Source organism: Saccharomonospora piscinae (genome assembly GCF_005862235.1).
In the GTDB taxonomy this organism is placed as follows: domain Bacteria; phylum Actinomycetota; class Actinomycetes; order Mycobacteriales; family Pseudonocardiaceae; genus Saccharomonospora; species Saccharomonospora piscinae.
The window spans coordinates 786,661-798,660 of sequence record NZ_VCEK01000001.1 but is presented as its reverse complement, the minus strand read 5'-3'; the positions used below and the strand labels follow the sequence as shown (position 1 = coordinate 798,660).

The 12,000-nt window shown below is 74.0% G+C and carries 13 protein-coding genes; 9 read left to right on the top strand and 4 right to left on the bottom strand.

The genetic code is table 11. From position 1 onward, the window contains the following. The first annotated feature begins 268 nt into the window (after positions 1 to 268). Genes FFT09_RS03870 through FFT09_RS03860 form a run of 3 tightly spaced genes read left to right on the top strand, consistent with a single transcriptional unit; the run spans position 269 to position 3,131 of the window. Entirely contained in the window at positions 269 to 1,135 is an 867-nt protein-coding gene (locus FFT09_RS03870) for an SMP-30/gluconolactonase/LRE family protein (RefSeq protein WP_081190757.1), read from the top strand. Between the two features lie 33 nt (positions 1,136 to 1,168). After that, positions 1,169 to 2,185, top strand: coding sequence for a zinc-dependent alcohol dehydrogenase (locus tag FFT09_RS03865; RefSeq protein WP_244231201.1), 1,017 nt, complete (start codon positions 1,169 to 1,171; stop codon positions 2,183 to 2,185). A gap of 37 nt (positions 2,186 to 2,222) precedes the next feature. Beyond that, entirely contained in the window at positions 2,223 to 3,131 is a 909-nt protein-coding gene (locus tag FFT09_RS03860; protein WP_138381835.1) for an aldose 1-epimerase family protein, read from the top strand. Here the strand turns inward: FFT09_RS03860 and FFT09_RS03855 are convergent, their stop codons facing one another. Beyond that, positions 3,132 to 3,878 (bottom strand): AfsR/SARP family transcriptional regulator, encoded by a 747-nt coding sequence (locus FFT09_RS03855; protein ID WP_167305330.1) that lies wholly within the window; start codon positions 3,876 to 3,878, stop codon positions 3,132 to 3,134. 167 nt (positions 3,879 to 4,045) lie between these two features. Between FFT09_RS03855 and FFT09_RS03850 the strand changes: the two genes are divergently transcribed. Continuing rightward, positions 4,046 to 5,110, top strand: coding sequence for an NAD-dependent epimerase/dehydratase family protein (locus FFT09_RS03850; protein ID WP_138381833.1), 1,065 nt, complete (start codon positions 4,046 to 4,048; stop codon positions 5,108 to 5,110). 10 nt (positions 5,111 to 5,120) lie between these two features. On the opposite strand, the gene FFT09_RS03845 is transcribed toward FFT09_RS03850, so the two are convergent. Further along, a complete protein-coding gene (locus FFT09_RS03845; RefSeq protein ID WP_167305329.1) occupies positions 5,121 to 6,479 on the bottom strand; it encodes a hypothetical protein in 1,359 nt (452 codons plus the stop codon). Positions 6,480 to 6,567: 88 nt separating this feature from the next. On the opposite strand from FFT09_RS03845, the gene FFT09_RS03840 reads away from it, so the two are divergent. The 4 genes from FFT09_RS03840 to FFT09_RS03825 are packed head-to-tail and all read left to right on the top strand — an operon-like array spanning position 6,568 to position 9,428. Next, the gene (locus FFT09_RS03840; protein ID WP_024874346.1) at positions 6,568 to 7,221 is read left to right on the top strand and encodes a glycosyltransferase family 2 protein; all 654 of its coding nucleotides are present in this window, start codon (positions 6,568 to 6,570) and stop codon (positions 7,219 to 7,221) included. Further along, complete coding sequence (locus tag FFT09_RS03835) at positions 7,218 to 7,907, top strand: TIGR04282 family arsenosugar biosynthesis glycosyltransferase (RefSeq protein WP_138381832.1); 690 nt, start codon at positions 7,218 to 7,220, stop codon at positions 7,905 to 7,907. The genes FFT09_RS03840 and FFT09_RS03835 overlap by 4 nt, the downstream gene beginning before the upstream one ends. Further along, a complete protein-coding gene (locus tag FFT09_RS03830) occupies positions 7,907 to 9,007 on the top strand; it encodes a molybdopterin-dependent oxidoreductase (protein WP_138381831.1) in 1,101 nt (366 codons plus the stop codon). Before FFT09_RS03835 ends, FFT09_RS03830 begins: the two co-directional genes overlap by 1 nt. A 4-nt stretch (positions 9,008 to 9,011) precedes the next feature. After that, positions 9,012 to 9,428, top strand: coding sequence for a hypothetical protein (locus FFT09_RS03825; protein WP_138381830.1), 417 nt, complete (start codon positions 9,012 to 9,014; stop codon positions 9,426 to 9,428). A 7-nt stretch (positions 9,429 to 9,435) separates the two neighbouring features. Here FFT09_RS03825 and FFT09_RS03820 read toward each other — a convergent pair whose 3' ends face one another. After that, positions 9,436 to 9,849 carry a PPOX class F420-dependent oxidoreductase gene (locus FFT09_RS03820; RefSeq protein WP_138381829.1) on the bottom strand — a complete coding sequence of 138 codons (414 nt, stop codon included), beginning with the start codon at positions 9,847 to 9,849 and terminating at the stop codon, positions 9,436 to 9,438. A 78-nt stretch (positions 9,850 to 9,927) separates the two neighbouring features. Beyond that, positions 9,928 to 10,548, bottom strand: coding sequence for a TetR/AcrR family transcriptional regulator (locus tag FFT09_RS03815; protein WP_208544346.1), 621 nt, complete (start codon positions 10,546 to 10,548; stop codon positions 9,928 to 9,930). Here FFT09_RS03815 and FFT09_RS03810 point away from each other — a divergent pair. After that, positions 10,469 to 11,965: an MFS transporter gene (locus FFT09_RS03810; RefSeq protein WP_138381827.1), complete on the top strand. Its 1,497-nt coding sequence runs from the start codon at positions 10,469 to 10,471 to the stop codon at positions 11,963 to 11,965. The two genes, FFT09_RS03815 and FFT09_RS03810, sit on opposite strands and share 80 nt — an antisense overlap. The last annotated feature ends 35 nt before the right edge of the window (positions 11,966 to 12,000 follow it).

Below are 12,000 nucleotides of genomic sequence, written 5' to 3'. Positions count from 1 at the left end.
TACCTCCGGCTGGGTGGGTTCGGCCTCGACCGTACCGGCGCGACCGGCCGCGGCCCGGGTGAGGGGACGGTCCCACCCGGTAGGGTGAGCGATAACATGTGAGCCTTGTTATCTGCGGCCGTGTGCCCGTGAAAAGTCGGTGAAATCCTTGACGAGCCCGATGTGAGCGCTAACACTGAGGCGGTCCTGCTGTGCTCGTCGCCCCAGGGAGGCCGCACCCCATGACCGCGTTCGCGCCGCCGCGCCCCGGCCCGTCCGAGCGTCGCTGATGCCGAGGGCGGAGCAGGTCACCGAAGTCTGCACCCACCACGGCGAGGGGCCCGTCTGGGATACCGGCGCCGGGCTGCTGCGGTTCGTGGACCTGTTGCGGGGGGACGTGCTCGCCCACCGGCCCGGCGGCCCGGTGTCACGCCGTGCCGTCTCGACGGTGGCGGCGGCACTGCGGCCGAGGCGGGGCGGCGGCCTCGTCGTCGCGGTCGAGCGGGGGTTCGCGCTCGTGGAACCGGACACCGGAGCGGTGACGATCCTGCCCGCCGTCTGGGACGACCCCGGGGTGCGCATGAACGACGGTGGCTGCGACCCGCAGGGCCGGTTCTACTGCGGGTCGATGGCCTACGACGCCGCCCCCGGCCGGGGTGCGCTCTACCGGCTGGACGCCGACGGCACCGTCCACCCGGTACTCACCGGGGTGACGATCTCCAACGGCATCGGGTGGAGCGCGGACGGTGCGACCGTGTACTACGTGGACTCGCCCACCCAGCGGGTCGCCGCCTACGACTTCGACGGCGACAGCGGCCGGTTCTCCCGGCCGCGCACCGTGGTGGAGATCCCGCCGGAGCGGGGTATGCCCGACGGCATGACCCTCGACGCGGAGGGCGGGCTGTGGGTGGCGCTGTGGGGAGGCGGTGCCGTCCACCGCTACACGCCCGACGGGCGGCTCGACGAGGTGGTGGAGGTCGCCGCCACGCGGGTGAGCGCGTGTGCCTTCGGGGGTGACGACCTGACCGATCTGTACGTCACCACGTCCCGGCAGGGGCTGTCGGGCACGGCGGCAACGGAGGAGCCCGCCGCCGGTGCGCTGTTCCGTTGCCGCCCCGGTGTCTCGGGCCTGCCCACCACACCGTTCGCGGGCTGAGCGCGCCGCGTCACCGCAGCCGAGGGAGAGCAGATGAGCGCGATGAGCCCGGCCGTCCGGATCGACGAACCGGGACGCCTGACGGTGTTCTCCGCCGCCCGTACCGCGCCGGAGTCCGGCGAGGCGCTGGTGCGCGTGGCCTACAGCGGGATCTGCGGCTCGGACGTGGAACTGTTCGCGGGCACGCGGCCCGCGGCCTTCGCGCGGTATCCGGTGGTGCCGGGGCACGAGTGGGCGGGCACGGTGGAGGCCGTCGGGGTCGGCGTGCCCGTGTCGCTGGTGGGCAGCCCGGTGGTGGGGGAGGGCTTCCGGTCGTGCCAGGTGTGCCCGGCGTGCCGAGGGGGAGAACCCACGGTCTGCCACGGTCCCTACGACGAGACCGGCTTCACCCGGGACGGCGCGTGGGCGGAGTGGTTGCGGGTGCCTGCCCGGCTGCTGCACGTGCTGCCCGAGGGCGCGGACCTGCGTGCCGCCGCGGGACTGGAGCCCGCGGCCTGCGTGGCGGAGGCGTGCCTGCGCGCGGGGGTGTTACCGGGCGAGCGGGTGGCTGTCGTGGGCGGTGGCACGCTCGGCCTGCTCGCCACCCAGTTGCTGCGGGCACACGGCCCGGCCGAACTGGTCGTGGTCCATCCCGCGACGGCCCGGACCGGGCTGGCCGTCGCATGTGGAGCGAGCGCGCTCGTGACCCCGGACGATGCGGAGGCACTGACCCGGCACTTCGACGTCGTCGTCGAGGCGGCGGGCGCGGCGGGCACGGCCGCGAGCGCGGTGCGCCTGGTGCGGCGGGGCGGGCGGGTCGTGCTCACCGGTATCCCCGGCGAGGACGACCACCTCACCACGCGGGAGCTGGTCACCGGCCAGATCGCCGTGTATCCCGTGTTCGGCGCCCCGCCGAGGGCGTGGGTCCACGCGGTGCGGGCCTTCACCGCGGGCACTCTCGACCCGGCGCTGATCGTGACCCACGAGTTCGCGCTGGCCGAGGCGCGGGAGGCCCTGCGCCTGGTCGCCCGGCGCGATCCCGCCGTGGTGAAGGTCCTGCTGCGTGCCTGACACGTCGCGGGCACGAGGAAGGGAAGGGACAGCGCCGATGAGCCCGTCGGGCGAGCAGTTCGTCCTCCGCGCCGCCGGTTACCGCGCGACCGTCACGGAGGTGGGTGCCGCGCTGCGGACGCTGACCCACGACGGCCGTGCCCTGGTCCGGGCTTTCGCCGAGGACGAGGTCAGGCCGGTCTACTCGGGCGCGGTGCTGGCACCGTGGCCCAACCGCATCGCCGACGGGCGGCACCCGCACGGCGAGACGGTGTTGCAGCTTCCCCTCACCGAACCGGAGCGGGCCACCGCGCTGCACGGCCTTGTCTGCTGGGCGGCGTGGCGGCCGGTGGGCCACTCGCGGTCGAGCCTGAAGCTGGAGCACACGCTGTGGCCCACGCCCGGCTACCCGTTCCGGCTGCGGCTGGTGACGACCTACGAGCTGACCGAGGCGGGGTTGACCGTGAGCGTGTCGGCCGAGAACACGCTCACCGGGGTGGCGCCGTACGGCTGCTCGATCCACCCGTACCTGGTCGGGGGCGCGGGCCGGGTGAACGACTGGACGCTGCGCCTGCCCGCCTCGCGCGTGCTGGACGTGGACCCGCACCGGCTGCTGCCCACCGGGCAGCGGGAGGTGGCCGGTTCCCCGTTCGACTTCCGGGACGGCCACCCGATCGGCCCGCTGAAGGTGGACCACGCTTTCGGCGGCGTGGAGTTCGGCGCCGGGACCACGGCCGAAGCCGTGGTGCTCGCCGCCGACGGCCACGGCGTGCGCCTGCGGTGGGATTCGATGTGCCCGTGGGTGCAGGTCCACACCGCCGACCGCCCCGAGCCGGTCCTGGACCGCACCGGGCTGGCGGTGGAACCGATGACGTGTCCGCCGGACGCCTTCAACAGCGGCCGGGACGTGGTCCGGCTCGCACCCGGCGCCACCCACGTCGTGCGGTGGCGGCTGGCCGCCGTGTGATCAGCGCGGCGCGACCGGTTCCGGTGCGGACTGGAGAATGTCGGCGTGGACGCGGCGCAGCAACGGGCCCGGTTCGTCGCCCACGGCCTCCACCAGCGTCCGCCTGCTGCGTAGGTAGGTGTCCAGCGCCTCCGCGCGACGACCGTCGTGGTAGAGCGCGCGCATGAGCAGGGCGGTGATGCGCTCGTCCAGCGGATGATCCCAGGCCAGCTCGCGCAGCGCGGGAATCAGCTGTGCGTGCCTGCCGAGGCGGAGCTCCACCTCGATGCCCGCGACCCGCGCGGCCAGCCACTCCGCGCTCAGCGCCCGGCGCACGCGCTCCGCCCACACACCCTCGACATCCGCCAGCGGGACCGGAGCCCACAGCCGCATCGCCTCGTCATAGTGCCCGGCCGCGGCGCGGTCGGGGGCGGCCCCGGCTCGGGTGACCAGCGCCCGGAACCGATGCACGTCGATGCGCTGCGGGTCGGCGTCGAGCAGGTACCCGCCGCGCTGCCGCACGACCCAGCCGACGGGGGAGTGCGCCCGCAGCACCCGGCGCAACCGCTTCGCCGCCGTGTACAGCGCGTCCCGGGGATCGCCGGGTACCGATCCGCCCCAGATGCGATCGATCAGCAGGTCGTCGGCGACGAACTCGCGCGGTCGCCAAGACAGCGCCGCCAGCAACGCCCGCGCCCGCCCGGACGTCACGACCAGCGTGCGGGCCGGTACCTCCGCGCGCACCGCCCCCAGCAGGCGGAACTCCATGACCACTCCTTGACCTCTCCTTCGGCAGGCTGGCTGCCTGGCGACCGTGTCCCGGCCGCTGTCGCCAGCCTGACGGGCGCGGCCACACGATCCCCACAGTCGCGCCATACGGCGCGGGCGGGGCGCGTCGCCGCGCGCGCGCCGACGCGGCGCCCTACCGTGGTCGCATGCGAGTGTTGATCACCGGTGGGGCCGGGTTCGTCGGCTCCCACGTCGCCGACCAGCTGACCGCCCGAGGCCACGAGGTGCTCCTGCTGGACGCACTGCTGGACACCGCCCACGGCGGTGCCGGGGCGCCGGACTGGGTCAGCGGGCACCAACTCGTGCGCGGGGACGTCCGGGACGCGGGCCTGCTGGGCGAGCTGCTGACCGGGGTCGACGTCGTGTGTCACCAGGCCGCCGTCGTGGGCCACGGGCTCGACCCCTCCGACGCGCCGCTGTACGCGAGCCACAACGACCACGGCACGGCGGTGTTGCTGGCCGCCCTGCACGCGGCCGGGGTGCGGCGGCTCGTGCTCGCGTCGTCGATGGTGGTCTACGGCGAGGGCCGGTACGCGTGCGAGGTCCACGGCGAGGTCCGCCCCGGCGCCCGGACGCGGGCGGAGCTCGACGCGGGCCGCTACGAGCCGCCATGTCCGCTGTGTGGCGCGCCGCTGCGGTGGCGGCATGTCCCCGAGGACGCGCCCGTGGACCCGCGCAGCACCTACGCCGCCACGAAGGTCGCCCAGGAGCACCTGGCCGCCGCGTGGGCCAGGCAGACCGGCGGGCACGTGTGGGCACTGCGTTACCACAACGTGTACGGGCCGAGGATGCCGCGCGACACCCCCTACGCCGGGGTGGCGTCGCTGTTCCGCTCGGCCCTGGAGAACGGCCTGGCCCCCACGGTGCTGGAGGATGGCGCGCAGTGCCGCGACTTCGTTCACGTCCGCGACGTCGCGCTGGCCAACGTGCTGGCCGTGGAGCGGGCCGGTGCCGAGGGCGAGCTGACGCCGGTCAACGTCTGCTCGGGCGAGCCGCACACGGTCGGTGAGCTCGCCACCGAACTCGCGCGGGCGACCGGAGGGCCGTCGCCGAAGGTCGTCGGTGGCGCCCGGCCTGCCGACGTGCGGCACGTGGTGGCCGACCCGGCGCGGGCGCGGGAGCTGCTCGGGTTCTCGGCGGAGGTGCCCTTCGCCGACGGGGTGGCCGCCTTCGCGACCGACCCGCTACGGGCGCCGGTCGCTTCCGCGTAGCGTCACGGGCTCACCAGTTGGTGAGCATGAGGTGGTTCACGGCCAGCGCGGTGGCCGCCTGCGCGAGCAACCACCACCGCCGCGCCCGGACCGGCACCAGGGCGGCCGCCGCGACCAGCCAGATCGCGAACGGGAGCCAGATGCGTTCGACCTCGGCCTTCGACATCCCCGACAGGTCGGCGGCGGCGACCGCGACGGCCGCTCCGGCCACCACCGCGACCAGGCCGGGCACCCGCCGCCACGCGAGCGCGGCCCTGCGCAGCCCGGGTCCCACGACCGGGCCGGTGGCCAGCGCCAAGCACGCGAGGTTGGCCCACACCCAGAACTCGAACGGCCGGTCGGCGGCGATGCCCTGGTAGTACCGGATCACGACGTTGCCGTATCCGTCGAACCACCAGAACCCGGCGGCGGCGAACGCCCCGGTGACGGCCAGCGCCCCCACGACGGCCGAGCCCAGGGCCCGCCAGTTCCTGGTCACGACGATCACGGCGAGCGCGACGGCGCCCATGAGGACCAGCCCGTAGGACAGGAAGATGCCGAACCCCAGCAGGACACCGGCGGCCACACACGGCAGCACCCGCCCGCGCGTGGCACCGACGGCGAGCAGCGCGACGCCGGTGGCGGTCACGCCCATGAACAGCGCGTCGGCCGACACCCCCACCCACACCGCGCCCGGGAAGAGCACCAGAAACGGCAGCGCGGCCCGCGCGGTGTCCCGGTGGCCCAGCGCGGCCAGCGTCACCGGCACCGCCACGACGGCGGCGGCCCCGGCGAGCACGCAGACCACGCTCGCCGCCGTGCCGCCGCCCAGCCCGATCCGGTCCAGCCACACGAACACCAGCGTCGCGCCCGGAGGGTGGCCCGACACGTGGGTGGTCCACGAATCGGGCTGGAAGTCCACGATCCGGTCGGCGAAGGTCCGCAGCATCACGCCGACGTCGGTGATGCCCGGTACCTCGTGCAGGTACTCCGTGCCCCCCGTCAGCCGTTTCGTGAAGCCGAACCGCCAGCCGTCCACGAGCGCCAGCGCCATGGTCCACGCCACCGCGGTTCCGTACGCGGCGGCCAGCGCCGCGCGCCAGGGCAGCCGTTCGGCCAGCCCGGGGCCGAGGACGACGACCGCGACGGCCAGCAGCACGGCGGGCACCGTGCCCGGCCCGATGTGGGGATGGAAGAAGCCGAGCAGCGGCCACTCCCCGAAGTCGGCCGGCGCGCCCCCGAAGGACCCGGGGCCGAGTTGCCTGCCGTCGTTCCACCACAGGGTGCCCGCGATCGCGGCCAGCACCAGTGCCACGACGGCACCGGCGGCCAGCAGGTCGGCCCGGTGCGTGCGCGCCGGGGCATCCTCGTCGGAGTTGTGCACGGTCACCGGCGTCACGCTAGTGCGTCGCGTCGGGTCGAGATTCGTCACCTCCGTCCGGCTGCCGCCCGCCGTTGGCGGCTCTACCGTGGCACTGGTGAACATCGACAGCGTTGACGTGATCCTGCCCTGCCTCGACGAGGCGGCGGCCCTGCCGGGCGTGCTCGAAGCGCTGCCCGAGGGCTACCGGGCCATCGTCGTGGACAACGGCTCGACCGATTCGTCGCCCGAGGTAGCGGCGGCGTGGGGCGCGAAGGTCGTGCGTGAACCGCGCCGCGGCTACGGCGCCGCCGTACACACCGGAGTCGAGCACGCGAGCGCCGACGTCGTGTGTGTGCTCGACGCCGACGGCTCGCTCGACCCGGGTGAGCTCACCGCGCTCGTCGCCAGGGTCGCACCGGGCACACTCGTCGTCGGGGCGCGCCGACCCGAGGGGCGCGGCGTGTGGCCGTGGCACGCCAGGATGGGCAACCGGGTGGTCGCGGCCCTGCTGCGGCGCCGGGGCGTCGCGGTCACCGACATCGGACCGGTGCGCGTGGCCCCGAGGACGGAGCTGCTCGATCTCGGCGTCCGCGACCGGGCGTTCGGCTATCCGCTGGAGGTCCTGTTGCGTGCCGCCGGGGCGGGATGGTCGATCGTGGAGCTGCCCATGACCTACCGCGCGCGCCACGCCGGGACCCGCAGCAAGGTGACCGGTACCGTGCGCGGCACGCTGCGCGCCGTGCGGGACATGTCGCGGGTGCTGCGATGAGCGGGGCGGGACGGCACGCGAGGGTGGTGCTCGTCGTGGCCAAGGCGCCGGTCGCGGGGCTGGCCAAGACCCGGCTCGCCGAGTCCCTTGGCTCGGTGGCCGCCGCGCGGATCGCCGCCGCGGCGCTGCTGGACACGCTGGACGCGGCGCTGGCCACGCCCGGCACTCGCACGCTCGTCGCGCTCGCGGGAGATCTCGCCTCGGCCGAGCAGGGAGAGTCGGTGCGGGCGCTGCTGGCCGGCTGCGACGTGGTGGCGCAGCGCGGTGCCACCTTCGCCGAACGGCTGGCTCACGCGCACGAGGACGTCGCACTGGCGTATCCGGGCGCGAGGGTGGTGCAGATCGGCATGGACACCCCGCAGGTGTCCCCGGATCTGCTCGCCACGGCGCTGTCCCGGCTCGACGACGCCGACGGGGTGGTGGGCCCCGCCGCCGACGGCGGCTGGTGGGCCCTGGCGCTGCGCGATCCCCGTGCCGCGGAGGTGCTGCGGGCGGTGCCGATGTCGCGCCCCGACACCGGAGCCCGCACCGAGGCCGCGCTCCGGACGCGGGGCCTGCGCCTGGCCGCACTGCCCGTCCTCACCGATGTGGACACTCTCGACGACGTCAACGGCGTCGTGGCGCGGACGCCGGGCTCGCGTTTCGCCGCCGCCGTGGCGCGTGCGCTGCCGCGCACGGTGTTGTGATGGGTGCCCGGCCGCGGTTTCGCTCCGAGGCGCACGACGCCCGCGTCACTTCCCGGGTCGGGGTGTGGCTGGGGGTCGCGTTCGGACTGTGTTTCCTGACCGGCCTGCTGAGCCACCTGCTGCAGCACCCGCCGGGCTGGTTCGCGTGGCCAACCCGCCCGGTGTATCTGTACGGGATCACCCAGGGCATCCACGTCGTCTCCGGGGTGATCGCCGTACCGCTGCTGCTGGCGAAGCTGTGGAGTGTCTACCCGAGACTGTTCCAGCGACCCGTCGTGCGCTCGGCCGGACACGCGCTGGAGCGGCTCTCGATTCTCGTGCTCGTGAGCGCGGCGTTCTTCCAGCTCGTCACCGGGCTGTTCAACGTGGCCCAGAACTACGCCTTCGGGTTCTTCTTCCCGCAGGTCCACTACCTCGTGGCCTGGGTGGCGATCGGCTCGGTCCTCGTCCACGTCGCCGTGAAGCTGCCGGTCGTGCGCCGGACGCTGCGCGAGCCCCTGGACAGCGGGCCGCCGGAGCGGGGACTGCTGTCCCGGCGCGGGTTCCTGCGCGTCACGGCCGTGGCGGGCGGAACCGCCGCCGTCGCCACGGCGGGCGCGCCGATCGAGGCGCTGCGCCCGGTGACGCCGCTGACGTGGGCGACCGGGCCGGGCCTGCCGGTGAACCGCACCGCCGCCGCCGCGAACGTCCGCGTCGACGACCCGGACTGGCGGCTCGCCGTGGCGGTGCCCGGCGGTACGCGAACCTTCACCCGGGCCGCGCTCGCGGGACTGCCCCAGACCACGGCCCGCCTGCCCATCACGTGTGTCGAGGGCTGGACCGCCACCGCCACCTGGACCGGAGTCGCCGTGCCGGACCTGCTGCGCGCGGCAGGGGTTCCCGAGGGCCGCGCGGTGCGGCTGGTGTCGCTGGAGCGCGGCTCGCTGTGGAGCGTCAGTGAGCTGTCCGCCCACGCGGCGCGCGACCGGCTGGCCCTGCTCGCGCTGCGGCTCGACGGGGCCGATCTCCCGCCGGACCACGGCTACCCGTGCCGGCTGATCGCCCCGAACCGCCCCGGTGTCCTGCAGACCAAGTGGCTCGACCGGATCGAGGTGCTGTGAGGACATGAGGACCGCACGGGTGCTGCTGTCGCTCGCCGGGCTGGCCGCCCTGGCCTGGGGCGGCGTGCTGGCCTTCGAGTTCGTGACGACCTCGGCGCGCTGGCCCTCGGCACTGTGGTGGTTCGCGGGTGGCACGCTCGCCCACGACTTCCTCGTCGCTCCGCTCGTCGGCGTCGCGGGTGTGTTGCTGGCCCGCGTGCTGCCGGAGCCGTGGCGCGCGCCGGTCGCGGCGGGCGCGGTGCTCAGCGCGGTACTGGTGCTGCTTGCCGTGCCGTTGCTGTACCGGCCGTATCCGGCACCCGCGAACCCCGGCCTGCACGACCGCGACTACCCGGTCGCCCTGGCGCTGACGCTGGTGGTCGTGTGGCTGGTGGTACTGGCGGCGGGTCTGTTCCGGCACACACGCCGGCGTGGGGGCTAGGTCGTCCTCAGGTGGTTGTGTCCTCGGCGCCCGGCTCGTCCAGCACGAACTCCAGACCCACCGCGGGTCCGCCGCGCCGACGCCACCTGCCGAGAAAGGTCACGAGCACGAACCACCGGAACGCCGTGCCGTACTTCGCGAGCATCGCACGCTTCGCGGCGGGCAGCTCCGCCGTGGGCAGAATCCTCGCGTTTCCGGTGAGCCATGCGCCGGTGGGTGTGCCATCGAAGGTCGAAGGGGCGATCTCGATCCGGGGTGTACGGCGGATGCGCACGACCTTCCACGACCGGCTGGGCGTATAGGCGTACCAGCGATCACCGACTGGCGCGAGCCACACCGGCGTGGCCGTAACCCTACCGTCGCGCCGGAAGGTGCGCAGGGCGAAGAACCGGTCGCCGTCGGGATCGTCGCGGAACCGCATGGGAAGACGGTACTGGCGCGAAGCGAAGCTGGGGCACGGTGCCCCGGAGTTGTCGCCGGATCTCCCGCGACCCGCCCGTCATCTCTGCTCGCCGCGCCGTCGTGCCTGCACGCCGTCCAGAATGACGTCGAGACCGTCCTCGAACCAGTTCCGGTCCCCGTCCGGCAGCGGCTCGGCGATCAGCGCCCGCAGGCGCGGGAACGACCGGAGATCGGTGTCGTGGAGCCGGTCCTGCCAGCTGCGGCCGGGGTCCGGCTCGGCGCCTTCACGGGGTTGCCCCAACACGACCCGCGCCGTGCCCTGGACGTAATTGTTGATCGTCATGATCGCGCGAGCGGCTTCGTGCGGGGGGAGCCGGAGTTCCCCCAGCGCCGTCAGCGCCCATTCCATGGCCGCCAGCGACGCTGTCCCGAAGGGCGGGGTGACGGTGGTGGTGGCCGTCAGCAGCCACGGGTGGGTCAGAAAGGCGGTCCAGTCCTGCCGGGCCAGCACGTGCATGCACTCGCGCCAGTCCAATCCGGCGGGGTCCGGATAGTCGAACGCGGCGGTGACGTGCTCGACCATCGCGGTGACCAGTTCGTCCCGGTGAGCGATGTGGCGGTAGAGCGACGCCGGGCCGGTGCGCAGGTACTCGGCCACCCGGCGCATCGAGACCGCGTCCAGGCCGTCGCGGTCAGCGAGTTCGATCGCCGCGGTCACGATCCTGCACATCGCGATCCCGACCATCACGGCCGAGCTGGCACCGAGTCCGAGTCAGACCCTGTGGATCCTCGACGTGTACGGGTTCCTGCTGGCCGGGCTGCTGATCGTCATGGGCAATCTGGGTGACCGGATCGGCAGGCGCAGGCTGCTGCTGCTCGGGTCGGGGCTGTTCGGCGCGGCGTCGGTGCTCGCGGCGTTCGCCGCGACACCGGAGGTCCTCATCGCCGCCCGGGCTCTGATGGGCATCGGTGGCGCCACGCTGATGCCGTCGACACTGTCGCTGATCCGCACGATGTTTCCCGATCCGCGCGAGCGGACCCGCGCCATCGGGATCTGGACGGCGAGCCTGTCCGGTGGCATCGCCCTCGGGCCCATCGTCGGTGGTGTGTTGCTGGAGTCGCTGTGGTGGGGATCGGTGTTTCTGATCAACGTGCCCGCCGTCGTGGCGCTGGTCGCGCTCGCGCCCCGGCTCGTGCCGGAGTACCGCGGTGCCGTTGCGGCACCGCTGGACCTGTGGAGCGTGACGCTGTCGTTCGCCATGATCCTGCCGGTCGTCTGGTCGGTGAAGGCGGTCGCGGAGAAAGGGGCGCTCGGCCCTGCGCCGGTCGGGGCGCTGGCCGTGGGCCTGCTGTTCGGCGCGGTGTTCCTGGCGCGGCAACGTCGTCTGTCCACTCCGCTGGTCGAGCTGCGGCTGTTCACGCATCCCCGGTTCACCGGCGCGATCCTCGGCGCGGGGCTGGCGATGTTCTCGCTGGTGGGCGTGATGCTCTACAACGCCCAGTACCTGCAACTGGTCCACGGGCTCTCTCCGCTGGCCGCCGCCGTGGCGCTGTTGCCCGTCATGGCCGGAGTGGGAGTCATGTCGGTCGTGTCGTCGGTGCTCGTCGGCCGCCTGGGCTACGCCGTGGTCTTCGGCGTGGGCTCGCTCGTGGCGGCCGGGGGAATGCTGGCCCTGAGCCGCGCACCCGTCGGCGACGGCCTTGTCCTCGCCGTCGTGGCCGCGGGTGTCATCGGCGCGGGGATCGCGCCGATGATGACCCTCGCCACTGACGTCGTCGTGGCGTCCGTGCCCGCCTCACGCGCGGGAGCGGCCTCCGCGCTGTCGGAGACGGCCGCCGAGTTCGGGGCGGCGCTGGGTATCGCGGTCCTCGGTTCGATCGGGACCGCGCTCTACCGGTCCCGGGTGCTCGACGGCGTTCCCGGTGATATCCCGGCCGAAGGAGCCGAAACGGTCGGGTCCAGCCTGGGTGCGGCGCTCGGCGTGGCGGAGCGGCTTCCGGTGCAGACCGCCGCCGAACTCAGCGATCTCGCCCGCGCCGCGTTCGTCGACGGCCTGAGTGCCGCTACCGTCACGGCGGCCGTGGTTCTGGTCGTGGCCGCGATCGTCTGCCCACTCCTGTTGCGGCGGTCCTGACCGGGAGCGCTCCCAGTTCTGCTGCGCAGATGTGG